This is a genomic window from Rugamonas violacea, assembly GCF_016461825.1.
Taxonomy (GTDB): domain Bacteria; phylum Pseudomonadota; class Gammaproteobacteria; order Burkholderiales; family Burkholderiaceae_D; genus Rugamonas.
In genome coordinates this window covers 1-24,801 of the sequence record NZ_JAEMNU010000163.1, presented here as the reverse complement: position 1 = coordinate 24,801, position 24,801 = coordinate 1, and the positions used below count along the sequence as shown (strand labels likewise).

Below are 24,801 nucleotides of genomic sequence, written 5' to 3'. Positions count from 1 at the left end.
GCGGCGCGGACCTGCACGGCGCGCCGCGCCGGCGCCGCGGCCGATGCGGCGCGCGCGGCCGATGCCGTCGCGGCGTCCAGCTTGAACACGCTGACCACCTCGCCCAGGCGCGCGGCCTGCTCCTGCATCGCCTCGGCGGCGGCGGCGGCCTGCTCGACCAGCGCGGCGTTCTGCTGCGTCACCTGGTCCATCTGCACGATCGCCGTGTTGACCTGCTCGATGCCCAGGCTCTGCTCCTGGCTGGCGGCGGTGATCTCGCCCATGATGTCGGTCACCCGGGTGATGCTGGCGACGATCTCGTCCATCGTCGTGCCGGCCTCGCCGACCAGGCGCGAACCCAGTTCGACCTTCTCCACCGAGTCGCCGATCAAGGCCTTGATGTCCTTGGCGGCGGCGGCCGAGCGCTGCGCCAGGTTGCGCACCTCGGAGGCCACCACGGCGAAGCCGCGGCCCTGCTCACCGGCGCGCGCCGCTTCGACGGCGGCGTTCAACGCCAAAATATTCGTTTGGAAGGCGATGCCGTCGATGACGCCGATGATGTCGACGATCTTGCGCGAGGAATCGTTGATCGAGGCCATCGTGCCGACCACCTGGCCGACCACCTCGCCGCCCTTGACCGCGATGCCCGAGGCGGAACGGGCCAGGGTGTTGGCCTGGCGCGCGTTGTCGGCGTTCTGTTTCACCGTCGAGGTCAGTTCTTCCATCGACGAGGCGGTCTCCTCCAACGAACTGGCCTGCTCCTCGGTGCGCGAGGACAGGTCTTGGTTGCCGCTGGCGATCTCGCTCGACGCGGTGGTGATGGTGTCGGTGCCGGAACGCACCTGGCCGACCAGGGTCTGCAGGCTGCCGGTCATGTCCTTCAGCGCCTGCATCAGCTGGCCCGTCTCGCAGCGCGAGCGCACTTCGATCCGGCCGGTCAGGTCGCCGTCGGCGACGCCGCGCGCCAGCACGACGGCCTGCTGCAGCGGCCGCGAGACGATGCGGGCGATCCACATGGCCAGCGCCATGCCGAGCCCGATGTTGAGCACCAGCAGGCCGATCGACCAGGCGCGGGCGGTGGCGTAGGTGGCCGAGGCGGCGTCGCTGGCGGCCTTGCCGCCTTCGACGTTCAACTTGACCAGCTTGTTGATCGTGGCGCTCAACTCGCCCAGATACTTGGCCGAGGCGCCGGCCGCCGCCGCGCGCGCCGCCACCTTCTCGTTCTTGCGCGACAGCTCGATCATCTTGCCGTGCTCGCCGATGAAGGCGTCGAAGCTCTTGCCGAACTCCTCGTACAGGGCCTTCTCCTCCGGGCTGTTGATGAGTTTCTGGTAGCCCTCGCGGTCGGCCTTGAGCGCGGCCATGGTGTCGTCGATGCGCTTCTCGTACATGGCAACGGTGTCGGGCTGGTCGTTGAGCAGGTGCGACAGTTCCCAACGGCGCAGCTCGCCAAGGTCGGTGCGCAGCGTCAGCACCGATTGCACGCTGGGCATCCAGTCGCCCGCCAGCTCGTTCGAGGCGTCGTCGATGCGTCCCATCGACACGATGCCGGCGACGCCCATCACCAGGGACAGCAGCAGCACCACGCCGAACGACAGCATCAGTTTGGTGGCGATCTTCAAATCATAGAACCAGCTCATGTCTCGATATCCTTTTTATGCGGCAAACCAGCGAAGGGCAAGCTGGGCGCGGTGCGGGAGCGGGGCACCGATTTGCCGTCGGGGGACTCCGTCGACCAGTATGCAACGATGCCCCGGACTGTACCAGCGGCAAACATTTTCTGTGTCTCTAAAGCAACAACAGCGCCGCCGCCAAACGCCGACAGCGCCCCGGCGCACTGCTCGTGCGCGGGGGCGCCGCCGGGTGCCGGGAGGCGCCGGGGGCCGGCCGCCTACAGCTTGCCGTTGAGGGTGACGAAGAACTGGCGCGGCGCGCCGCTCAGCATGGTGGCGAAGGTGCCGCTCGGATCGGCGTTGGTGAAGCCGTTCGAGCCGATGGTGCTGAAGTAGGTCTTGTCGGCCAGGTTGCTGACATTGATCTGCAACGACAGGTCCTTCAGCATGCCGACCGATTTCCACTTGTAGCCGGCCGACAGGTTGGCGATCCAGTACGACGGCACGGCGCCGTCGTTCAGGTAGGTGTAGTAGCGCTTGCCGGTGTACTTGCCGCCCAGGCGGGTGAACCAGCTGGCGTTCTCGTACGACACTTCAGTGTTGAACATGGTGCGCGGCGCGTCGACCACCTGCTTGCCGCTGGCCTGCACCGTCTTGCCGTTCTCCAGGTAGTCGGACTTGTACTTGGAGTCGTTGAAGGTGAAGGAGTTGAACCAGCTCAGCTCGCGGGCGAACTTCCACACGGCGATCGCCTCCAGGCCGCGCGTTTCAACCTTGCCAACGTTGACCAGGGTGCTCGGGCAACCGGCGATGCCGGCGCAGGTGGCGACGCTGATTTGGCGGTCGTCGAAGTCGGCGTGGTAGACGGCGACCGAACCTTGCAGCTCGGCGCGCTTGAAGCGGTAGCCCAGGTCGACGTTGGTCGAGGTTTCCGGTTTCAGCTTGGCCGCGCCCAGGTCGTAGGCCGCCTGGGTCTGCGAGAACGGACCGTTGACGCCCGGCTGGAAGGCGCGCATGTTCTGCGAGGCCGAGGCGAAGATCTCGTCGTCGCGGCTCAGGCTGTAGCTCAGGCCGGCCTGCGGCAGGAAGGACTTCGAGGCGGTGATCTTGCCCTCGGCGCGCGAGGCGACGCGGTTGACCGCTTCGATGCTCACTTTCGGGCTCTTGAAGCCGAAGTTGAGCTTCAGTTGGCCGTCCATCGCGCTGACCGTGTCCTGCAGGTAGAACTGGGTGGTGTTGGTGGTGAAGTCCTGCTTGAACAGGGTCTTCATCGGGTTCGACAGGAAGTGGTTGCTGTCTTCCGGGCCGGTCACGGCGTACAGGTTGCGCGTGCCGGTGTGCAGGCTGCGCTCGCCCCAGAAACCGGCGTTGATGCTGTGCCGGCCGATGTCCCAGCCCAGGTCGGCGATGACGCCGTCGCGGCCGATCGAGTACTCGGTGGTGCGGATGGCGATCGGCATGCTCGGCGACGAGGCGGCGTACGGCGTGTACCAGTGGCCCTGGCCCTCGTTGTCGTGGTGGTACAGCGTGGTCTTCAGGCTGCTGGCCGGACCCAGCTTCAGGTCCAGGCTCAGGCCGGCCAGCTTGTCCTTGCGCAGGCCGCGTCCCAGGTAGTAGGCGTCGTCCTGGTTGGTGACGGCGCCGCTGAACTTGTTGTTGGCGGCGTCGACGGCGCGCTGCCAGTCGGGCGCGTAGTTGTCCCAGCCGTAGCCGAGGCGCTTGGCCATCTCCAGCGACAAGTCCTGGTAGTCGACTTCGCTGCGGTCGGAATAGTTGAAGAAGCCGCTCAAGGTGTGCTCGCCGAACTGGTGCTCGAAGCGCGAGTTGAACTGGTCCTGGTCTTGGGCGCCGGCGCCCTTCCACTTGTCGGCGCGCTGGCGCGTGCCGCTGACGAACAACTTGGTGCCGCCGCCCAGCAGGCCGCTGTCGTAGCGCACGAAGGTGCGCGAGGTCGAGTCGCTGCCGACGGTCTGGGCGAAGGTCAGGGCCTGCTCGTCGGCCGGCCCCAGCGTGACGAACTGGACGGTGCCGCCCAGGTTGCTGGTCGAGGCGGTGCCGAGCGCGCCGGCGCCCTGCGAGACGGCGACGCGGCCGATGTTCTCGGAGGAGATGGCGCGGCTGATGTGCAGGCCGTTGTTGTTGCCGTAGCTCATGTCGCCGAGCGGGATGTCGTCCAGCGTGAAGCCCAGCTGGCCCTGGCTGAAGCCGCGAATGCTGAAGCGGGTCGACCACTCGTAGGCGCCGAAGGGGTCGGCCGACTGGAAGTTCACGCCGGGCAGCTTCTCGAGGATCTTCAGCGGGCTGGTGCCCGGCAGCGCCTTGACCAGATCGGCGCGGTTGATGTTTTGCACCTGGCGCGACTGGCCCTGGCCGGTGATCTCGACGGTCTGCACGGGCGCGCCGGCGGCGCCGGCCAGGCTGGCGTCGGCCGCGTCGGCGGCATCGTAGGCGGCGGTGGCGGCGCTGGCGGCGTGGCAGGCCAGCGCCTGCAACACCAGCAGGCAGATCGGTTTCAAACGGAGACGCTGTTGCATGGGTTTCTTTCGTACGGGGTTGGGGAGGAAAGCGGAGGCCGGCCGCAGCGGCGGCATGGCAAATGCATAACTTGCAGGATTCTAGGAGCCGGCCATGACCGGTTGGTGACAGGCCAATGACGCTTGTGTGACACGTTGTGCGGCAACAACAGACATAAAAAACCGCCGCGAAACACTGCGGCGGCAAGGGGCAAACGGGCGCGCCGCTAATCGCAGTTGCGGAAGCGGAAGGCGGCGATGCGGCTGCGCCAAGTGAAGCGGCCGCTGTCGGCGATGTATTGCTGGGTGTACCAGAAGGTGCAGTCGTTGACCGGGTCGACCGTCATGCCGCTGTAGTCGCCCCAGCGTTTGAAGGTGTCGATCTGCACGCCGCCGCCGTCGACGATGCCGGCCTCGGCCTCAAGCGTGCCGGGCAGCTCGCTGCGCAGCCGTCCGCTGTAGCGCACGCCGGGAAACAGCCCCGGCCCGGCGACGCTGTAGCCGAGCGCGATGTCGCCGGCCCGGTCCATGGCGATGCTGGCCATCCAGCGGCTCAGCGCGTCCGGCGCGTGGGTGCCCTGCTGGTGGACGGCCAGGCCGGGCCCGGTGGCGCTGGCGCGCAGCTCGTACCAGCGCACGCCCAGCGGGCCGTTGGCCGGCGCGCCCGGCTGCTGCACCGAGTGGTTGGCCAGCAGCACCTGGCGGTCGCCGAAGTTGCGGTAGGGCAGGCGGTACATCAGCCGGTCGCCGACCGAGTCGAGCAATTCGCCGGGCGCGGGCTGGCGCACGCAAGCGCCGCCGAAGCTGCCCGGACAGGCGATCGTGTACGGCGCCACGGCCAAGGCCGACGGCCCGCTCAGGCTGTTGGCGCTGTACGAGTAGCGCCACAAAAACAGCCGGTCGCCGTGGCCGCTCGCGTCGGAGTCCATCGACAACACGTAGTTGGCGCTGCCGGCCGGCGGCGGCGTGGTGCCGTCGAGGTCGGACGGCAGCGCCGGGCCGAAGCTGTTGCCCAGGTCGCGGCAGCGGCCCGGCGCGGCGGCGCCGGCCAGCATGGCGGCGCGGTCGTAGCCGCACACCTGCGGGCCGAAGTAGCCGCTGCCGCCCAACGGCGCGAACAGCACGTAGCTGAAGTAGTAGGCGTCCGGCCAGATGCCCATCTTGGCGTAGTCGTTGAAGACGATGGCGTTGGCCGCGTTGCGGCTCTCGAACACGTAGCGGTGGTAGCTACCGGTGGCGTCGTCGCCGGTGGAGACGGCGATACACTGGTAGTAGGGGCCGCTGTCCTCGTCGGCGTCGAGCCAGGCGAACTGCGACAGCACCCAGCGGCCGGCCAGCTTGTCGTACTGGGCCAACGGATCGCCCCGGTTGCTCAGGCGGCAGGCGTCGGCGCCATGGCTGCCGGTGAAGCCGGAGAACAACAGGTTGCCGGCCAGGGGGCCGAGCAGCAAGACGCCGGCCTTGTCGTAGACGGCCAGCTCGGTGTTGACCCACTGCACATACTGGCTGGCGCCGACGGCGCCGTTGGCGTCCGACGGCGCGCCGTCGTTGGCGCCGATGCCGTCGATGTTGACGAGGGTGCCGTTGGTGTTGACGCGCGGCGCGGCGCCGACGGACGTGGTGGCCGTCGTGGCCGTTGTGGCCGTTGTGGCCGTTGTGGCCGCCGTGGTCGCCGTGGCCGCCGTGGTCACTGTGGCCGCCGTGGCCGCCGTGCTCGCCTTGCCGGCGGTGCGGGCCGCCATCGCCGCCGTGGCGGCATGCGCGCCGGCGCTGTCGGCATGCGCGCCGGCCGGCGGCAGGGTCGGCGCCGGCGGCAGGCCGCGCATGGCCGGCGTCACCAGACGCAGTGGAAACACCTGCATTTCCTGCGGCGCCGACCGCGCCGCCGCGCCGCGCACCAGCTCGGCCAGCGGCGCGCCGGTGTCGTGCGCCTCGTCGCGCTGGATGCCGGCGCCGGGTGTCTGCGCCGCAGCATCGGGGGCCAACGTGCCGGCCAGCGTGCTCAGCAAGCACAGCAAGGCCAGCGCGCAATGCGGCCGGCATGACGGCGCGACGACACGGCCGTCGTGCAGCGGCATCACAGTTGCCTCCAGCAGGCCGAGCGGCCCTCGTCGACGTGCCGCCTGAGCAGCAGCATGGCCAGGCCAACGCCCAGCAGCGCGGTGCCATTCGGCTCGGGCACGGTGCCGGTCAACTGGAAAGTGTGCTCGCGGCCGTTGCCTCCCCAACTGGCGCCGCCGTTGTAGGATTCGCGGCCGTCCGGCCCGCCGTTGGCGGCGGCCGTGGCCCAGTAGAAATCGTTCGGCTCGCCCATCTGGCCGAAGGCGCCGTTGTGCAGCACCAGCCAGTAGCGGCCGGACGCCAGCGCCAGCGGTGCGTTCAGCTCCAGCCCGTACTGGTAAGCGTCCAGTCCAACCAGCACGACATCGGTGGCGCTGCGCGCGACGTTGCCCTGCACGCCGCTGGCCAAGGTGGCGCCGACCGTGCCGCCGGCGTCGGCGGCGATGCTCCAGGAGATGCTGTTGCGGTAAGCGGTGGCCGCCTCGTAGGTCCAGAAATGCAGGTCGCTCAGCGTGGCGCCATGGCCGAGCACGAAGTCGTCGGCCTGCCAGGCGATGCCGGCGTTGTTGCCGTTGATCCCGTCCGGCCCGCCGTTGTCGTACAGCACGTCGGCGGCGCCGGCGCCGGCGGTCCACGCCGCCAGGCAGTACAGCGCCGCCAGTCGGCGCCATGGTTGATGCGAATATCGCAGTATCATCACAGCCCCCTTGCTCCATGCCGGTCCGCGCCGGTCCGCGCCGGTCCGCGCTGGCTCCGCCGCAGCGCGGCGGGACCTGAAGCGAGGTGAGCAAGATGAATGCCTGAACCTCAATCGCCTATTATTCAAGCGCTTGCGCCGAGCCAGCCATGGCGGCGGCGGCGGCTTGTCAATTCCATCGACAGGGGCGGCCCGATGTGCGCCGGCGCGGCAACCACAGCCCGCCACGCCGGGCGGCCGAGGCCACCACAAGCGGGCCGAAGCGGTGTAAGCTGGCGTCGATGTCCACTCTGGAGGATGCCACCATGTGGCGCACTTTCCGTCTGACCGCCGTGCCGGCGGCGCTGGTTCCGACACGGGTGCCGACACGGGTGCCGAGACTCACGCCGACACTGGCGTCGACACTAGTGTTGACGCTGCTGCTAACGCTGGCGCCGCCGCTGGCCGGGCCGCTCGCCGCCCAAGGCATCGAGCGGCCCTTCCCGCCCGACGCGCTGCGCGGCAAGATGACACCCGGCTATTTTCCCGACATTTTCATCGACGGCAAACCGCGCCGGCTGGCCGCCGGTGCCCGCGTCTTCAACCAGGACAATATGATAGCGATGCCGGCGACCTTGCGCGGCAGCGGCATCGCGGTCAACTACACCGTCGATGCCGCCGGCATGATAGAACGCGTGTGGATACTCAACGACGACGAGGCGGCCCGCCCGGCGCCGGCCGCCGCCAAGTGATGTGACCGGGCAGCGGCGCGCGAACGCGCGGCAGCTGCGGCGGCCGCCGCCCGCCGTGCCGCCGCCGATTACCGTGCCGCCGCCGACCGCCGTGCCGCTAGTTGGCGCCGGCGCCGGCTAGCGGCCGGCCAGCGCCGGTGTGGCGCGCGTCCTTTTCGCCGCCACCGCCGCGCCCGCTTTGGCCTGGGGCGCCGGCCGGCCGGCCGCCGCGCCGCCGCCCTCGCTGGCGTCGAGACGGAACACGCTGATCGCCGCCACCAGGCTCTGCGCCTGGTCCTGCAGGCTGGCCGAGGCGGCGGCCGTCTGTTCGACCAGCGCCGCGTTCTGCTGCGTCATGTCGTCCATCTGCGTGACCGCCTCGTTGATCTGCTCGATGCCGCTGCCCTGCTCGGCCGAGGCGGTGGCGATCTCGCCCATGATGCCGGTGATGCGCGCCACGCTGCCGACGATCTCCTCCATCGCCTTGCCGGCGCTGTCGGCCAGGCGGTTGCCGGCCTCGACCTTCTCCACGCTCTGCGCGATCAGCTCCTTGATCTCCTTGGCCGCCGCCGCCGAGCGCTGCGCCAGGTTGCGCACCTCGGAGGCCACCACCGCGAAGCCACGGCCCTGCTCGCCGGCGCGGGCCGCCTCGACGGCCGCGTTCAGCGCCAAAATGTTCGTCTGGAAGGCGATGCCGTCGATCACCCCGATGATGTCGACGATGCGGTGCGAGCTGGCGTTGATCTCGCCCATCGTTCGCACCACCTGCGCCACCACCGCGCCGCCGTGGCTGGCCACGCCGGAGGCGCCGGCCACCAGCGCGTTGGCCTGGCGCGCGTTGTCGGCGTTCTGTTTGACCGTCGACGTCATCTGCTCCATCGACGAGGCGGTTTCCTCCAGGCTGGAGGCCTGCGCCTCGAGCCGGCGCGACACGTCGGCGTTGCCGCTGGCGATGTCGCGCGTCGCCGCGCCGATGTTGTCGATGCTGCCGCGCACGTCGCCGACGATGTGGCGCAGGCTGTCGTTCATCGCCTTCAAGGCGCGCAGCATGCGCCCCACCTCGTTGGCCGGGCCGGTGTCGAAGTCGCCCACCAGGTCGCCGCCGGCGACCCGTTCGGCCACCAGCACGGCGCGTTGCAGCGGCCCGGTGACCGAGCGCGAAATCAGCGTGGCGACGGCGCCGGCCAGCGCGATCAAGCCCAGCATGCTGCCCAGCATCAGCCAGCGGGTGCGCTGGAAGTCGGCGATCTTTTCCTTCAACATGGTTTCCAGCACCGCCCCGGCGGCGGCGTTGACCTTGAACTGGGCGTCGATCGCCTGGGTCGCCAAGGTCACGTACTGGTCGGCCGAGTAGCTCAGCTGATCGGCGTGGATGATCTGCTCGCTGGCGGTGCGGCTCAGCCCCTGCGCCAGGCCGGCCGCCTCGCGCATCGCCGCGCCCAGGCTGCTGCCGATGTGCGGGTTCTCGGCGGCGGCCTTGTTGAAGGCGGTCTGCGTCTGGTCCAGGCGGTCGCCGACGCGGCCGGTGTAGATCGACAGCGCGATGCGCTCCTCGGCCGTCGCCTCCTTGCGCGCCAGCATGCCGGCGCCCTTGGCCCGCGTCTTGCCCAGCTCCTCGGTCAGGTAGGGCAGTTGGTAGTACATCGACTGGATCAACTGGTAACTATCCTTGTCCGGGTCCAGGCTCAGGCCGTAGTGGTCGCCCACCAGGTCGTTCACCTTGAGCAGCAGCGGCAGCAGCGCCGTGTGGCCGGCGAAGCTCTGCGGCACCGTCAGGCGGCGCGCCACCACGCCGTCGCGCAGCGTTTCCCAGTCGCGCCGGGCGCCGGCCCAGGCCGCCGCCACGCCGTCGTCGCCCATCGCCTTGACGAGGGCGTCCACCTCGACATAGGCGCGGTCCGCCTCGGCCTGCTTGGCGGCCCGCTTGGCCTCGCCGCCGTCCACCCCGCCCAGGCTGAGCGCGGCCAGGCCGCGGTGTTGCTGGGTCAGCTGGATGGTCTTCATCACCGCCGCCACCTGGCCCATGCCCTGTTGCTCGGACAGATAGGCGTCCAGGCCCTTGGCCGCTTCGCGCACATACAAATAGGTGGGGATCGCCGCCAGGCCCAGCGCGATCAGGCAGAGGATCAGGAATTTGTGTGGCAGGCGCAAGCCGCCGACGGCAGAATAGACACTCATGGCAGGCTCCGCAGAAGAGTGATCGGGCAGACGCACAACAAACTTGCATCGTTGATGCATCTATTTCTCATCATAATCATTATGCGCCGCAAATGCCGCGTTTTCCGACGCGCACGCGATTTTTCCTACAACCCTGCCGTCGCCGCGCCACACCGCGCCTCATGCCTGGCCTCATGCCTGGCCTCATGCCGAGTCTCATGCCGATTCTCATGCCCAGTCTCATGCCGCGTCGGCGACCGCGTGCGGCGAGGCGCGGCCGCGCGCTGTTGCCGGACAGCACCGATGAGCACGGATGCGTAGCCAAACGGGGGGAAACTGGTCATACTGGGATGCAACCCTTTCGCCGTCTTCGCCTGCACCGAACGCCACTTGCGGGGCCTTCCATGAGAACACTTCTGACGCTGTTCGCACTGTCCCTCTGCCTGGCGCGGCAGGCCGCCGCCGGGGTGGCGCCGGCGCCGGTGCCGGTGCTCGTGTCCGCCTCCGCCGCCGGCCCCGCCGCGCTGGTGCTCAACACCTCCTTCTTCGCGCCGATCACCTCGCCCGAGCGCGACGGCGTGCTCGACCTGTTCTACGCCGAGCTGTTCAGCCGGCTCGGCCTGCGCGTCGAGATCCAGGCCTCGTCGGCCGAGCGCGGCCTGCTCAACGCCAACAGCGGCGTCGACGACGGCGACGTCTCGCGCGTCGCCGGCATCGAGCAGGGCTACCCCAACCTGGTGCGCGTGCCGGAGCGGGTGATGGCCTACCAGATGGTCGCCTTCAGCCGCCGCCACGACTTCGCCGTGGCCGGCGCCGCCAGCCTGGCGCCCTACGACGTCGGCATCCTGACCGGCTGGAAGATCCTCGAACGCAACATCGTCGGCAGCCGCTCGCTACAAAAGCTGGAAACCGGACGCCAGTTGTTCGCCATGCTCGACAAGGACCGCATCGACGTCGCCGTGATCGAAAAACTCGAAGGCCAGCACTTCATCCAGAGCATGGGCCTGCGCGGCGTGCGCCAGCTGCAACCGGCCTTCGTCGAGGGCGACTGGTTCCTCTACCTGCACAAGCGCCACGCCGCGCTGGCGCCGCTGCTGGCCGCCGAGATCCGCAAGATGAAGCGCGACGGCAGCTACCAGCGCATCTTCGACAGCGTGCTGCGGCGCTATCCGCAATAGGCGCGCGCATGGAGTCGCTCCGCACCTGGTTGCGCAAGTCCGCCGGCAACAGCCTGGGGCGGCGCTTCGCCATGCTGATCCTGGTGTTCAGCTCGGTGGTGACCCTGGTCTCGACGGTGTTCCAGCTCGACATGGAGTACCGCCGCGACGTCGACGAGGTCGAACTGCGCCTGCGCCAGATCGACAGCAGCTACGCCGACAGCCTGGCGTCGAGCCTGTGGATCACCAGCTCCCGCGACCTCGAACTGCAACTGCAAGGCATCCTGCGCCTGCCCGACCTGCAATACGTCGAGGTGCGCAACGAGCACGGGCAGGTGGCGGCGCGCGCCGGCGCGGCGCGCCGGCAAGGCGTGCTCAGCCACGACTTCCCGCTCAGTTACCAGCACCGGGGCCGCCTGGTGCGCATCGGCACGGTGCGCGCCGTGGCCAGCCTGGACGGCGCCCGCCAGCGCCTGCGCGACAAGGTGGTGGCGATCCTGATCTGGCAGACCATCAAGACCTTTCTGGTCTCGCTGTTCATCCTGGTGCTGTTCCAGCTGCTGGTGGGACGCCATCTGAAGCGCATCGCCGCCTACTCCGATCTGCTCTCGGCCGGCCGCATGCAACAAGCGCTGACGCTGGAGCGGCGCGGCGGCAAGCGCAACGCCCACGACGAGCTGAGCCAGATGGTGGCCGCCCTCAACGCCATGCGCGAGCGCCTGCACCAGGCCTTCCGCGACCTGCAGGACAGCGAGTTCCGCTGGAAACACGCGCTCGAGGGCGCCGGCCACGGCGTCTGGGACTTCAACGTCGCCAGCGGCGCGGTGCTGTACTCGCGGCGCTGGAAAGAGATGCTGGGCTATCGCGACGACGAGCTGCCCGACCGCCTCGAAACCTACGAGCGGCTGGCCCACCCGGACGACCTGCGGCGCGCCCGCGTCCTGCTCGCCGGCAATTTCGACGGCAGCACCATGACCTACGCGATGGAGCAACGCATGCGCTGCAAGGACGGCAGCTGGAAATGGGTCGAGGCGCGCGGCATGGTGGTCGAGCAGGACGCCGCCGGCCGCGCCACCCGCATGATCGGCACCCACACCGACATCAGCGGCCACCGCGCCGGCGCCGAACGGATGGCGGCCCTGCTGGAGCAAACCGAACAGGCGCGCGCCGAGTTGCGCCGCGCCAACGACGGGATGGAGGCCCAGGTGGCCGAACGCACCGCCGAGCTGGAGCGCGCCAACCGCGAGCTCGAAGCCTTTTCCTACTCGGTGTCGCACGACCTGCGCAGCCCGCTGCGCGGCATCGACGGCTGGAGCCTGGCGTTGCAGGAGGACTACGCCGCGCGCCTCGACGCCACCGGCCTGGAGTACCTGCGCCGGGTGCGCGGCGAAAGCCAGCGCATGGGCCAGCTGATCGACGGCATGCTGGAATTCTCCCGCCTGGGCCGCGCCACCCTGGCCAGCCACGCCGTCGACCTGTCGGCGTTGGCGCGCACGGTGGCGGCGCGGGTGGTCGAGGCCAACCCGGCGCGCGCCCTCGAATTCACCATCCAGCCCGGCCTGAGCGCCTGGGGCGACGGCCGCCTGCTCGAGGCGGCGCTGCACAACCTGCTGGAGAACGCCTGCAAGTTCTCCGCCATGCGCACGCCGGCGCGCATCGCCTTCGGCCGCGAGAGCGTCGCCGCGCCGGGCGCGGCGGCGGCCACGGCGGCCGCCCCGGCCGCCCCGGCCTTCTTCGTGCGCGACGACGGCGCCGGCTTCGACATGGCCCACGCGCAACAACTGTTCGGCGTCTTCCAGCGCCTGCACAAGGCCAGCGAGTTCGCCGGCACCGGCATCGGCCTGGCCACCGTCCAGCGCATCGTGCAACGCCACGGCGGCGCCATCTGGGCCGTCGCCGCGCCCGACGCCGGCGCCACCTTCTACTTCACCCTCAAGGAGCCGCCATGCACGGCAAAGTGATCCTGCTGATCGAAGACAATCCCAGCGACATCGCGCTGACCGAGCGCGCCCTGCAGCGCAACAACATCACCAACACCCTGGTGCTGGCGCAGGACGGCCAGGAGGCGCTCGACTACCTGTTCGGCGAGGGCGCCCACGCCGGCCGCGACCCGACCAGCCTGCCGGTGCTGGTGCTGCTCGACCTCAAGCTGCCCAAGATCGACGGCCTGGAGGTGCTGCGCCGCATCCGCGCCGACCCGCGCACCCACCGCGCGCCGGTGGTGATCCTGACCTCCTCGCGCGAGGAGCAGGACATCGCCGCCGGCTACGACCTGGGCGTCAACAGCTACATCCGCAAGCCGGTCGACTTCCTCCAATTCAATGAAACCATCCGCCAGCTCGGGCTATACTGGCTGGTGATCAACGAAGCGCCGTGACGACCATGATGACGCCCCTTTCCATCCTGTTGGTTGAGGACTCCGACAGCGACGCGGAGTTGCTGCTGCGCTGCCTGCGCCAGGCCGACTTCGACGTCAGCGCGACCCGCGTCGACGACGAGGCCGGCATGCGGCGGGCCCTCGCCGCGCCGCGCTGGGACCTGGTCATCTCCGACTACAACCTGCCCGGCTTCAGCGCCAGCGCGGCCCTGGCCCTGCTCGGCGAAGCCGGCCTCGACCTGCCGTTCATCGTCGTGTCGAACAACATCGGCGAGGAGACGGCGGTGCTGCTGATGCGCGCCGGCGCCCACGACTACGTGATGAAGGGCAACCTGGCGCGCTTGGCGCCGGCCGTCAAGCGCGAACTCAAGGAGGCCGAACGGCGCCGCCAGCACCGCGCCGCCGCCCAGGCGCTGCGCGACAGCGAGGAGCGCTGGAAGTTCGCCCTCGAGGGCGCCGGCTACGGCGTCTGGGACTGGGACATTCCCAGCGGCAAGGTGGTGTTCTCCAGTTGCTGCACCGCCATGCACGGCTACGCCGACGGCGAGATCGAGGCCAGCATCGCCGGCCGCGACGCCCTGCTCCACCCCGACGACCGCGCCCGGGTGCAGGCGGCCATGCGCGACTACTTCGCCGGCGCCACGCCGCGCTTCAAGCAAGAGTTCCGCGCCAGCTGCCGCGACGGCAGCTGGAAATGGGTGCTCGACAACGGCATGATCGTCGGCCGCGACGAGCACGGCGCGCCGCTGCGCATGATCTGCATCCACATCGACCTGTCCGAGCGCAAGCGGGCCGAGCAATCTTTGCAGGAACTCAACGAACAATTGGAAAGCCGGGTCGAGGAGCGCACCAGCGAGCTGCGCCAGGCCATGGCGCAGATCATCGAGTCGGAGAAGCTGGCCTCGCTGGGCGTGCTGGTGGCCGGCGTCTCGCACGAGCTCAACACGCCGATCGGCAACATGGTGCTGGCCGCCACCGCCTTGCACGACAAGCTCAAGGAGCTGAGCGGCGCCATCGAACGCAACCAGCTGACCCGCTCCGGGCTGCAGCAGGGCCTGGCCGAATGCCTGGGCGCCAGCGAGATCATCGCCCGCAACGGCCACCGCTCGAACGACCTGATCGAAAGCTTCAAACGCGTCTCGGTCGACCAGACCAGCCAGCGCCGGCGCAACTTCGACCTGCGCACCACCGTGCAGGACAGCCTGACGGCGCTGGGCGCCATCACCCGCCGCGCCAAGGCCACGGTCGAGCTGAAAATTCCCGAAGGCATAGAGCTCGACAGTTACCCCGGCCATCTGGAACAGATCATCAACAACGTCGTCATGAACTCGATCACCCACGGCTTCGACGGCAAGCCCGACGGCCGCATCGTCATCGAGGCGAGGCGCGACGGCGAGCTGATCGAGCTGGTCTACAGCGACAACGGCCACGGCATCGCCGCCGAGTTGCAGCACAAGGTGTTCGAACCGTTCTACACCACCAAGCTGGGCCAGGGCGGCTCCGGCCTCGGCCTGTCCATCGTGCACAATCTGGTGCAAGCCATCTTCAAGGGCCAGTTGCGCCTCGACAGCGCGCCCGGCCAGGGCGTGCGCCTCCAATTCACCTTCCCGGCCCAGACGCCGCAGCCGAGCAGCGCCGTCGCGGCGGGCGGCGCCGGCGAGCAGATCGACGACGATGAGTTCTCGATCCCGCCGTTCGGCACAATTTAAGCACCAATGACGGAAAATCGCCGCGCCGCCGGCGGGCCCGGCCCGGCCTGCCCCGGCGCCGCCTACACCGGGCTGGGGTTCAGCTCGGCAAAACCGCGCTGGTGCCAGTAGGGATAGGCCGGCGTGACGGCGCTGGCCGCATCCAGCGCCGCCATCTGCGCCGCCGTCAGCTGCCAGCCCACCGCGCCCAAGTTCTGCCGCAACTGCGCCTCGTCGCGCGCGCCGACCACCACCGTCGCCACACCCGGCCGCTGCAACAACCAGTTCAAGGCGATCTGCGCCAGCGTCTTGCCGGTCTCGGCCGCGACCAGGTCGAGCGCGTCCACCACGCGGAACAACAATTCGTCGGCCACCGGCGGCCCCATCTCGGCCGTCTTGTGCAAGCGGCTTTGCGGCGGCAGCGGCTGGCCCCGGCGGATCTTGCCCGTTAGGCGGCCCCAGCCCAACGGACTCCACACCATCGCGCCGACGCCCTGGTCCAAGCCCAGCGGCATCAATTCCGACTCGTAATCGCGGCCGACCAGCGAGTAATACGCCTGGTGGCAAATATAGCGCGGATAACCATAGCGCTCGGCCGTCGCCAGCGACTTCATTAAATGCCAGCCGGAGAAGTTGGAGACGCCGACATAACGGATTTTACCGGCCCGCACCAAATCGTCCAATGTCGACAATACCTCCTGTACCGGCGTATGGGCGTCAAAACCATGCAATTGGAACAGGTCGATATAATCGGTGCCCAAGCGTTTCAAGGCCGCGTCGACGGCCTGGATTAAATGGAAGCGTGATGAGCCGATGGCGTTGGGATCGTCGCCGCTGCGGAAAGTCGCCTTGGTCGAAATTAATACCTTATCGCGCCTGCCCTTGATCGCCTCGCCCAATACCGATTCGGCCACGCCGCCGGAATACACATCGGCGCTATCGAACAAGGTTAATCCCGCGTCCAGACAAACATCCACCAGACGCTGCGCCTCGACCACGTCGGTCTGACCCCAGGCGCCGAAAAACTCGCCCTTGCCGCCGAACGTGCCGGTGCCAAAACTCAATACCGGAACCTTGAAACCAGACGCACCCAAATAGCGATGTTCCATCATTCACCTCTTTGAAAAAAATTCATTGAAGAAACAGACGCATAAAACGTTGGAAGCTGCGTCCGGGATTGAACAATATACAGCTGAATCAGATTGCATGCCTATGGCTTAAATTGCCGGCCAAGACCGTCTCCACCTCGCCAATGCTTTTCGCCGAAACGGCGCCAGCTTGGCGCCGGCTCTTTCCGCGGCTTCGACGGAGCGGTTTGAACTAGCCGTCCGCTCGCACATTCATGCCAACAATTAGCATGATGAAACCAAATATCAGCATAGGGCCGGCGCTCAAGCCGCACGGCGCCGGGCTTGCGGCCGTGCCTTCCCCTTATGGTCTGAACTCGCGAATTTCGGAAGCGTTCACCGGCGCACAATGCAGGCCGCCAATCTTCCCCGGGTCAAGCTGCTTGGTCTTGCGAGCCAGCTCCCTTGCGGTTGCCGACGCGCTGGCAGGATCGAATTTATCGCGACATAAAAGTCGAGTACCGGCAAAATTGAACCTGACATACGCGGTGACGAATGTCATACCGCTGCCTTGCTTGACATCAAGTCCGGAAGCAGAAAGTACATTCTTTAATTCCGGCTGAACGAGCTGAAAGCTTACCGGCTCGTCGCTATAAATTCCCACACCACGCAATATCATCGAAGAAACCGGATCGAGAAGAGCTGCGATATTCATAACGAGATAAGCCACAACTAGCATTCCACCGAAAGCATATTTTATTGGCTTTAACAAACCTATGTGGCTTGTACGCGTTGCCAAATATAAAAATCCGGGAAATAAACTAATGCCAGAGAAAACAAGACAGGCGCCAAGAACAAACCATTGCAACCATTCAGCCATATCATGGAATTGCGTGACGACCTGCAGGCTGAGCAGAATTGGCAAAATCGAGCATCCAATACTAAGCATCGCGAGGAATGTAAGGATCAATACCTTCCCACCCGCTTTGAGCAAGGAAGCTTCTCCTTCTCGTCGAATTTCGAGCTGTTCCAATCGGAATAAACCATAAATTGTCGCCAAGACGATAGGGACAAATAAGACGAGCTCCGGCTGACTCATGTCGAACAGAGCCGTGATGAAAATGGTTGCAACCCAGGAAATCCATATCGTCATATACAAGACAATCACGGCCTTGGGTACTCGTTCCTTATAGCCAGAAAGATATACCGTCCCCATCATGACGATTGATGGAAGCACAAAAAAACCTATCGTGGAAATCGTCATCACAATTGCTGCCAAGGCGAAGAAGATCAAACCAGTCCCGGACATCGCAGACTCGTAAAACAAACGGGTCCAACCGATCATCTTCAAGTAAAGCCACAAATACAGGCCTGACGGCAAAAGAGACGCCGGGGCAAGCTTCCAGGTCACATCCAAAGTGTCTTTCAGCAGCGAAATCCCCTCCTTGAATGCATTTTTCAACGGCACAAACTGCACCGATAGAGGAACATTTTGCGCACCATCTTCGATAGTCATATTCCTCCTTTAGTTACGCCCGTCCAGATATCGTCCAACCTCAACGCCTATCCATTCGATGAAGTGCCGCTGCTTCTGCTTGAGCACGCCTTGCTGTTGCCAAACCAGCCAATAAGGATAGGAGTACGGTACGGAGATGGCCGTGATCTGCATCAAATCTCCCCGGGCAAGCGCCCCGGCCACCAAACTCCTCCGCTCCAAGGCTATGCCCTGTCCCAACATCACAGCGGCCAGCACGATATTCGAATCGTTCGCCAACAAATCGCTCCGACTCTCCGCTTCCGCGACGCCGGCGGCCAGGCACCAGTCGGTCCAAGGCGCGTCCGGCGTGCGAATCAGCGGACAGCGCATCGCCTCCTCGGCCGACAACGGAATCCGCCCATCGCGGAAGCGCGGCGAACAGACCACCAGCAACTCGTCGTCGAACAAGATTTGCTTTTCCATATCCGGCCAGTGCCCCTGCCCCATGCGGATGCCAATATCGACCAGACCGCTGCGCAAATCCTGCACCGCCAGACTGGTCTGCAAACGCAGCCGGTAATATGGATGCTGCGCGCGAAAACCATCCAGACGGGGCAATAACCAGTGCAAGGCAAAGGACGGCAAGGTCGCGATGACCAGCTCGCTATCCTGCGGCCGTCCCTGCGCCAATTGCGTCGCCTGGGCGATGCCGCGCAGCGCGGCGCGGATGTCCAGCGAGTACAGCCGGCCCTCGTCGGTCAGCCTGAGCCGCCGCCCCTCGCGCACGAACAACGCCAGCCCCATCAACTCCTCAAGCAGCTTGATCTGCTGGCTCACCGCCGAATGGGTGACATGCAGCTCGCGCGCCGCCAGCGTCACGCCGCCCAGGCGCGCCACCGCCTCGAAGCAACGCAAGGCGGTCAGGGGAGGCAAATGCATCATGTAAGAATTCCTAACGTAACACGTCGATTATTATCGCTATTCGAATCGGCAGCCGCGCCATACACTACTTCCTCGCTCTTTTACCGCCATTGACGGAATCGCCGCGAAAAAACGGGGCGATCCAGCGTCAAGCTGATAGTTATTCTAACGGGGAAACAATGAAACTGATCGGAATGCTGGATTCACCCTACGTGCGCCGCGTCGCCATCTGCCTCAAGCTGCTCAAGCTCGACTTCGAACACCAATCGATCTCCGTCTTCAGCACCTACGAGCAATTCAAACAGATCAACCCCGTGGTCAAGGCGCCCACCTTGGAGCTCGACGACGGCCAAACGCTGATGGACTCCACCCTGATCATCGACTATCTGGCTCATTTGACGCCAAACGGCGCCGATCTGCAGCCAGAAGGGTCGGCGGCGCGCCTGCGTGCCTGTCGGCTGACCGGTCTGGCGCTGGCCGCCGCCGAAAAATCCGTGCAGATCGTCTACGAGCACAAGCGTCCCGACGACAAGCAGCACGCGCCATGGCTGGCGCGCGTCAGCGAGCAACTGCTGGCGGCCTGCGGTGCGCTGGAGGCCGACTTGGTCGCCGCGCCCCTGCCGACGCCGGGCCAACCATTCGGCAACGCCGAAGTGACCATCGCCGTGGCGTGGAACTTCATCCAGATGATGATGCCGACGCTGGTGGTCGCCGAGCAATTCCCCGCGCTCAAGGCCTTCTCGGCCCGGGCCGAACAGCGCGCCGAATTCGTCAGCACGCCGGCGGAGTGAGGCATCCACGGACAATCCTGGAAGAAATACTTCCCTTCCAGTATTGCACTTGACGCCGTCCCGCCCCATATCAGTTAGGCAAGAACATCCGTTCCTGCCTAACTAACCGGCAAGCCATGCACCAAGAAGAAGCAACGCCAGCGGCTTGCGCCGTCCATTGCGCCGACTGCGCCGTGCGCCGCCTTTGTCTGCCGATGGAGCTGGGCACGGCCGATGTCGACAAGCTCGACCATATTGTCGGCCGCCGCTTCCCCCTTGCCCAAGGCGAGCTGCTGTACCGCACCGGTAGCCCCTTCGCCAGCCTCTACGCCGTGCGCGAGGGACAATTCAAAGCCTACCGTGTCAACCGCGACGGCAGCGAGCAAGTCACAGGATTCCACTTCAGCGGACAATTGCTGGGGCTCGACGCCATCGGCAGCGGCGTGCACAGTTGCGAAGTGGTCGCCCTGCAGGATTGCAGCGTATGCGAATTGCCGTTCGCCGACCTGGAGGCGCTGCTGGCCAAAATGCCTGCGCTGCGCCAGCAATTCCACCGCATGGTCGGCGAGGAGATCGCCCGCATGCAGAGCGTCGTGCTGCTGCTGGGCAAGATGAAGGCGCGCCAGCGGCTCGCCACCCTGATCGTCCGCGCCGCCTCGGTCTACGAAGCGCGCGGCTACTCGATCGAAAAGTTCCAGCTACGCATGACGCACGAAGACCTCAGCAACTACCTGGGCATGACGCGGGAATGCGTCAGCCGGCAGTTGACCAAGTTCAAACAGGAGGGCTTGGTGAAGGTGGCGCCGCGCGAGCTGGAGGTGCTCGACTTGGCGGCGATCAAGACCATCGCGGCGGGCAAGGCGCCTTGAGCGCCCCTGCGGATTCGCCAGGCAGCCGGCCGAACCTAGCCGCTTAGCGCGCCAGCCTGAGCTCGCTCAACTTTGCTTCCACCACGATATGCGCCGCGACCCAACCGGACGTCTGCAACGCCGGCTGGCATTCCGCGCACGCCTCGAACGGCTTGCAATCGTGTTTCAATTCCACATAGTGCGCCCCGACGATTTGCTTGCCGATATAGCTATCCACCTTGCCCGCCGGCTTAGTCTTCAAGGCGCCGATCGCCTTGCCCAGCGTGCCGACCTCTTGCGATGGGTCGAGCCAGCGCTCGAAGGCGCTGGCGTTTTGCCCGTCGGGCACATACCAAGCCTTGCGGTCGGCGTTCCAGCGCGCGCCAAGCGCCTTCGCCTGGTCTTTTTCCGAGAACGGAACTTTTAGAAGTATCATTTTTTTCAGGGCCACAAAAGACGGTCAACTGCGGAACGCGCACCGCTCCGCTTCAAGTAGACGCATTTTACGCCGGCAAGGGGCGAACCATCGATATTTACGCACGACGCACGCCAGCCGTCTGGAAGCTGAGCAGCTCTTTCAACTCGATGGCCCTATCCAAGCTTAAGGGAACCTCGAAAAACCCGTCATTCCGCATTAGTCCGGAAAGATCTTATTTCATTGCCGAATTCAATTTTTTAGCCATTTCTTCATGATGCGCCACGGTCGGCTCGAGTTTCGACGCCAATGCCTTGACATCGGCATCGTGCGCGTTGGCGATGTCATCCTTCAGCGCCGCGTGGACTTTGATATGGTCGGCAACGCCTGCCTTGCTGACATACTCCTTGTCGAAAGCGGGACCGGAAAGCGTGCCCAAATGGGCCGCCATCTTTTTATGCGCCGCGTCCGGTTCCGCAGGCAGTGTGACGTTCTTTGCCGCCGCTACTTTTTTCGTTTCTTCCAGCCCCTTGCTGTGGTCGTCGACCATCATTTGTGCAAATGCCTTGACGTCGGGATTGTTGCTTTTTTCGCTGGCCATTTTGCCAGCGGCGACTTCGGCGAGGTTGGCTTGGGCGATGGCGATCAAACGGTTCGCATCCGATTTACTCATCCCCGGGGCGCCGGATTTATCCTGCGTCGTTGTTTGTGCCAAGGCGAATTGAGCGGCGGCGATGCCAGTGGCCAGGACGGCCGTGGCGGCAAGCAGATGGCGAGCGTTCATTTGATAGTCTCCAGGTTGGGGTGGCTTGTCAGGGATAGCAGACCAGCCTGCGTCGCGTATTGCGGCGGGCAGACTGGATCGGTGCGCAACTAGTGTGGGATAGATAGACCATCCGCTCTGTACGCAATCTCACCTTTCTCGACCGCCGCTGCATATCGGCTACGGCGCCGTTTTTTTGGAATGGGTAAGGCGGCGACGCCGCTTGGAGGTTCAGCCGGATCGGCTACCGCTCAGTGTCAAAAAACGCATTGAGTTATGCAACTAACATACTTGCCGTTCTTCCAAGCGCATCATTTCTGCTTGGTGCGGGACTTTCGACAAGATGAGCGAACATGCCAACATCCCTACCGGGTTTGCTTCCATTGCCCTGCGGCGGATGAAAATCGTAGAAGGAGTCTAGAAGGAGTCTATTGCGGGGGCGGCTCGGAACGCGCATCGGCGCGGCTGTGCAACATCGTCGCCATGGACGTCCAGAGTGAACGTTCCGGCCGGACTTCAAGGACCGGACGGTTTTATTGAGTTTTTCAGGGAGAAAATTTCATGCGAGCGCTTGTCTACCATTCCGCCCACGAGGTCAAAGTCGATACCGTAGCCGATCCCGTCATCCAGGAGCCCGACGACATCATCCTGCAAATCACGGCGACCGCGATTTGCGGTTCAGACTTGCATCTGTATCGCGGTAAGGTTCCCGGTTTGAAGGAGGGGGACATCCTAGGGCATGAATTCATGGGGGTGGTGGTCGATGCCGGGCCGGCGGTCACCGCACTGAAAAAAGGCGACCGTGTGGTGGTTCCCTTCGTGATCGCGTGCGGCAGTTGCTTCTTCTGTGACATGCAATTGTTCTCGGCTTGCGAAACCACCAACCCCGATCGCGGAACGCTGATGAACAAGAAGTCGCTGCGCCCCGGTGCGGCGCTGTTCGGCTATACCCATATGTACGGCGGCGTCCCCGGCGGACAGGCCGAATACGTGCGCGTTCCCAAGGCGAACGTGGGCCCGATCAAAATACCTGACACGCTGCAAGACGAGCAGGTGCTATTTCTGAGCGACATACTCCCGACCGGCTACCAGGCGGTGGTCAACGCCGGTGTCGGCCCAGACTCCAGCGTGGCCATTTTCGGCGCCGGACCGGTCGGACAGATGGCCGCCGCCAGCGCCAGGATGCTGGGCGCGGACCGGATCTTCATGGTCGACCACCACGTCTACCGGCTTGAATTCGCCCGCACCACCTACGGCGTCATACCGATTAATTTCGACGACGTCGACGCCGCCGAGTTTATTATCGAGAACACCAGCTATCGCGGGGTCGACGCCGTCGTCGACGCGGTAGGCTTCGAAGCCAAGGGCAGCATGCTGGAAACCGCGCTCACGGCCATCAAGCTCGAAGGCAGCAGCGGCAAGGCGCTGCGCCAGTGTATCGCCGCAGTACGGCGCGGCGGAACTGTCAGCGTGCCGGGCCTGTACGCCGGCTTCATCCATGGTTTCCTGTTCGGCGACGCATTTGAAAAAGGGATCGGCTTCAAGACCGGGCAGACCCACGTTCAGCGCTTCATGCCCGAGTTGCTGAAGTATATCGAAGAGGGCAAGCTGAGGCCGGAAGCGATCATCTCGCACCGCATGCCGCTGGCCCAGGCCGCCGCTGGCTACAAGATGTTCGACCAGAAGGACGATGCCTGCCGCAAGATCGTTTTGCGCCCGTAGTCCGGCCATGCCGTTCGCCCCGTTGAACCCAAGAAACCACTCAGAAATCAAAAAGCCCTTACGATCACTCGTAAGGGCTTGATTTCACTACATACAATCCTGGTGGGCCTCCCGTGAGTCGAACACGGCACCAACGGATTATGAGTGCGTCCAACATGCCGTCAATGATCGTCTATAGCCCTAAAATCAAGGGGTTATGATAGACGACGTACTCACTAGTCGTCAGTGAACATCTATATTCTGGACAAATAGTGGACAGCCGACCTGCAGTTATCGAATTTTTCGACCAGGATTAACTGCAACTGACGGCCCCGTCAAACCAGCATTAGCTGCAACTGAACCTGCATTTAACGGGGCCGACCTGCATTCCATCTGCGCGAACCGGGAATAACTGCAACTGACTGCGCGTATCTGCCGCAGGTACGTTCAGCGCAGATTGCTTCGAATTTCATTCGACTGTTGTGTACTCGCGGCCCTCGATGTCGAAACCTTTTCGAGTCAAAACTACCTCAAACCGTTTGAAGAAGCCGATAAATTCCTCAATCGTCACCTCGATCTTTACGGCGCGGACGGGGATCGGCCCGGCGATGGCATCCAACGCATCTTTAACCGTCGCATAGCTGGGTTTGTCGAACAAATACGCTTTCACTGTAACGCTACCCAGCTTGCCACCGTGGTTCTCCCCGACCCACAAAGAAGACGCGACGACAAATTCATCGTCGCTCATCAACTTTTTTGCCTTCAGGTAATCAGTCAGATCGTTCTTGTCGGCATGGTCGGCCGCTGCCGTTCCATTGTTGTCCTGGTACTGAACCGAAGCTTTAAAACTGGTCATATCAGACTCCTTAAAAAGGGGGCGGATCTCGCCCTGAATACCAAACATAGCACGGCAACAATGTAAGGGATACATCAGTGCAACAAACGAGGGTTTTCTGGAAGGTCCACAGCCTGCGCTTGCTGTGATGCCCGCATCCGGCGTAGAGTGACCAAGAACCCGGTGCAGAAACCATCGTCCAAGAACTGCCGAACGACACGGCTTTGTGGTCGTCTGGTCAGTGCAGACGCGACGTAGGCCACTGACGGGCGGCGTGTAGCACACGCAGCACGCGCACTAGGTCGCCGGCAGTGTCATAGACGAGGATGTAGTTCTGGTGCGCTACCAACTCGCGGGTGCCGACGGCGCGGCCAGGCTTTCCCAGGCCGGGATGATCGACCAGGCGGCCGGCCTTTTCTTCAAACAGCTCATCGAGGGCGAGCGCAGCGGCCGGGTTGTGGGTCTCGATGTAGTCGTAGATGTCGTCGCGGTCTTGAATCGCCTCTGATGTCCAGAACAGCTCGATCATTCGGCGGCTTTCAGCCTGCGGCGGGTGGCTTCGCGCTTGGCGGCGAACTTGGCTTCGACTTCAGCTGCAGGGACCAGGTTGCCGGCATTGGCCGAGTCCAGGCCGACCTGCACCTGACGACGGAACCAGACGTCATGTTCGGCCGCCTCCTGCTGCTGCCGCACGAAGTCACGCATGAAGTCGCGCAGCAGCTGCGCAGCGGTGCGGTCGCGGTCCTTGGCCGCCGTGGTGAATTGGTCTTTCAGGCTCTCATCGACACGGAAGGTAAATGTTGCTTCGCTCATGGTCTTGCTCCTATGTGTTACACATTAACTACATGGTAGCACATGCGGCCGCAGCGGTCAGTTGCAGCTATTGCTGGCCAGCGCCTTTTGAATGCTGGTTTGCGGAATGGAATGCTGGCTCATTTGCAGGTATTTCTGGTTTGAGCGTAAGCGCTCCACGAACCCCAACCTATTCAGCCAGGCAGAATGCTGGTTAAATCCGGGGTATGCAAATCCTTCACATTCCACGGCAGCAGCGC

At 65.0% G+C, this 24,801-nt stretch carries 22 protein-coding genes; 8 read left to right on the top strand and 14 right to left on the bottom strand.

Going from position 1 to position 24,801, the window contains the following annotated elements; translation table 11 throughout:
• The 4 genes from H7U20_RS29695 to H7U20_RS29680 all read right to left on the bottom strand — a co-directional run.
• The coding region (locus H7U20_RS29695) for a methyl-accepting chemotaxis protein (protein ID WP_199762738.1) at nt 1–1,619 on the bottom strand (1,619 nt) is incomplete at its 3' end.
• Nucleotides 1,620–1,870: 251 nt separating this feature from the next.
• On the bottom strand, nt 1,871–4,126 hold the full coding sequence (locus tag H7U20_RS29690; protein ID WP_199762737.1) for a TonB-dependent receptor: 2,256 nt from the start codon (nt 4,124–4,126) through the stop codon (nt 1,871–1,873).
• A gap of 206 nt (nt 4,127–4,332) precedes the next feature.
• Nucleotides 4,333–6,183 carry a hypothetical protein gene (locus H7U20_RS29685; RefSeq protein WP_199762736.1) on the bottom strand — a complete coding sequence of 617 codons (1,851 nt, stop codon included), beginning with the start codon at nt 6,181–6,183 and terminating at the stop codon, nt 4,333–4,335.
• On the bottom strand, nt 6,183–6,863 hold the full coding sequence (locus tag H7U20_RS29680) for a PEP-CTERM sorting domain-containing protein (RefSeq protein WP_233411185.1): 681 nt from the start codon (nt 6,861–6,863) through the stop codon (nt 6,183–6,185). The genes H7U20_RS29685 and H7U20_RS29680 overlap by 1 nt, the downstream gene beginning before the upstream one ends.
• A 305-nt stretch (nt 6,864–7,168) precedes the next feature.
• On the opposite strand from H7U20_RS29680, the gene H7U20_RS29675 reads away from it, so the two are divergent.
• Nucleotides 7,169–7,594 (top strand): hypothetical protein, encoded by a 426-nt coding sequence (locus tag H7U20_RS29675; RefSeq protein ID WP_233411184.1) that lies wholly within the window; start codon nt 7,169–7,171, stop codon nt 7,592–7,594.
• A gap of 117 nt (nt 7,595–7,711) precedes the next feature.
• Here the strand turns inward: H7U20_RS29675 and H7U20_RS29670 are convergent, their stop codons facing one another.
• Nucleotides 7,712–9,751 carry a methyl-accepting chemotaxis protein gene (locus tag H7U20_RS29670; protein ID WP_199762734.1) on the bottom strand — a complete coding sequence of 680 codons (2,040 nt, stop codon included), beginning with the start codon at nt 9,749–9,751 and terminating at the stop codon, nt 7,712–7,714.
• 383 nt (nt 9,752–10,134) lie between these two features.
• Between H7U20_RS29670 and H7U20_RS29665 the strand changes: the two genes are divergently transcribed.
• From H7U20_RS29665 to H7U20_RS29650, 4 genes are read left to right on the top strand one after another with little or no spacing between them, the layout of a single operon-like run.
• A complete protein-coding gene (locus H7U20_RS29665) occupies nt 10,135–10,908 on the top strand; it encodes a substrate-binding periplasmic protein (RefSeq protein ID WP_199762733.1) in 774 nt (257 codons plus the stop codon).
• Between the two features lie 8 nt (nt 10,909–10,916).
• The gene (locus H7U20_RS29660) at nt 10,917–12,848 is read left to right on the top strand and encodes a PAS domain-containing protein (RefSeq protein ID WP_199762732.1); all 1,932 of its coding nucleotides are present in this window, start codon (nt 10,917–10,919) and stop codon (nt 12,846–12,848) included.
• Entirely contained in the window at nt 12,833–13,264 is a 432-nt protein-coding gene (locus tag H7U20_RS29655) for a response regulator (RefSeq protein WP_199762731.1), read from the top strand. The genes H7U20_RS29660 and H7U20_RS29655 overlap by 16 nt, the downstream gene beginning before the upstream one ends.
• Nucleotides 13,265–13,269: 5 nt before the next feature.
• A complete protein-coding gene (locus H7U20_RS29650) occupies nt 13,270–14,973 on the top strand; it encodes a hybrid sensor histidine kinase/response regulator (RefSeq protein WP_233411183.1) in 1,704 nt (567 codons plus the stop codon).
• A 62-nt stretch (nt 14,974–15,035) separates the two neighbouring features.
• Here the strand turns inward: H7U20_RS29650 and H7U20_RS29645 are convergent, their stop codons facing one another.
• The 3 genes from H7U20_RS29645 to H7U20_RS29635 all read right to left on the bottom strand — a co-directional run bounded on the left by H7U20_RS29645 (nt 15,036) and on the right by H7U20_RS29635 (nt 18,438).
• A complete protein-coding gene (locus H7U20_RS29645; RefSeq protein ID WP_199762740.1) occupies nt 15,036–16,061 on the bottom strand; it encodes an aldo/keto reductase in 1,026 nt (341 codons plus the stop codon).
• A gap of 322 nt (nt 16,062–16,383) precedes the next feature.
• A complete protein-coding gene (locus H7U20_RS29640) occupies nt 16,384–17,535 on the bottom strand; it encodes a hypothetical protein (RefSeq protein ID WP_199762730.1) in 1,152 nt (383 codons plus the stop codon).
• Nucleotides 17,536–17,544: 9 nt separating this feature from the next.
• Entirely contained in the window at nt 17,545–18,438 is an 894-nt protein-coding gene (locus H7U20_RS29635; protein ID WP_199762729.1) for a LysR substrate-binding domain-containing protein, read from the bottom strand.
• Nucleotides 18,439–18,596: 158 nt separating this feature from the next.
• On the opposite strand from H7U20_RS29635, the gene H7U20_RS29630 reads away from it, so the two are divergent.
• Nucleotides 18,597–19,208, top strand: coding sequence for a glutathione S-transferase family protein (locus H7U20_RS29630; RefSeq protein ID WP_199762728.1), 612 nt, complete (start codon nt 18,597–18,599; stop codon nt 19,206–19,208).
• A gap of 116 nt (nt 19,209–19,324) precedes the next feature.
• Nucleotides 19,325–20,056: a fumarate/nitrate reduction transcriptional regulator Fnr gene (gene fnr, locus H7U20_RS29625; RefSeq protein ID WP_199762727.1), complete on the top strand. Its 732-nt coding sequence runs from the start codon at nt 19,325–19,327 to the stop codon at nt 20,054–20,056.
• 43 nt (nt 20,057–20,099) lie between these two features.
• Here fnr and H7U20_RS29620 read toward each other — a convergent pair whose 3' ends face one another.
• On the bottom strand, nt 20,100–20,486 hold the full coding sequence (locus tag H7U20_RS29620; protein ID WP_370593295.1) for a DUF5710 domain-containing protein: 387 nt from the start codon (nt 20,484–20,486) through the stop codon (nt 20,100–20,102).
• 199 nt (nt 20,487–20,685) lie between these two features.
• On the bottom strand, nt 20,686–21,234 hold the full coding sequence (locus tag H7U20_RS29615) for a DUF4142 domain-containing protein (RefSeq protein ID WP_199762726.1): 549 nt from the start codon (nt 21,232–21,234) through the stop codon (nt 20,686–20,688).
• A 540-nt stretch (nt 21,235–21,774) separates the two neighbouring features.
• Between H7U20_RS29615 and H7U20_RS29610 the strand changes: the two genes are divergently transcribed.
• Entirely contained in the window at nt 21,775–22,935 is a 1,161-nt protein-coding gene (locus H7U20_RS29610; protein WP_199762725.1) for a zinc-dependent alcohol dehydrogenase, read from the top strand.
• A gap of 448 nt (nt 22,936–23,383) precedes the next feature.
• On the opposite strand, the gene H7U20_RS29605 is transcribed toward H7U20_RS29610, so the two are convergent.
• From H7U20_RS29605 to H7U20_RS30605, 4 genes are all read right to left on the bottom strand, one after another.
• Complete coding sequence (locus H7U20_RS29605) at nt 23,384–23,770, bottom strand: hypothetical protein (protein ID WP_199762724.1); 387 nt, start codon at nt 23,768–23,770, stop codon at nt 23,384–23,386.
• A 217-nt stretch (nt 23,771–23,987) separates the two neighbouring features.
• Nucleotides 23,988–24,278: a type II toxin-antitoxin system RelE/ParE family toxin gene (locus H7U20_RS29600; RefSeq protein WP_199762723.1), complete on the bottom strand. Its 291-nt coding sequence runs from the start codon at nt 24,276–24,278 to the stop codon at nt 23,988–23,990.
• Nucleotides 24,275–24,562, bottom strand: coding sequence for a CopG family ribbon-helix-helix protein (locus tag H7U20_RS29595; protein ID WP_199762722.1), 288 nt, complete (start codon nt 24,560–24,562; stop codon nt 24,275–24,277). The genes H7U20_RS29600 and H7U20_RS29595 overlap by 4 nt, the downstream gene beginning before the upstream one ends.
• Nucleotides 24,563–24,619: 57 nt before the next feature.
• Nucleotides 24,620–24,801: hypothetical protein (locus H7U20_RS30605; protein WP_233411182.1), on the bottom strand; the 182-nt coding region annotated here is incomplete at its 5' end.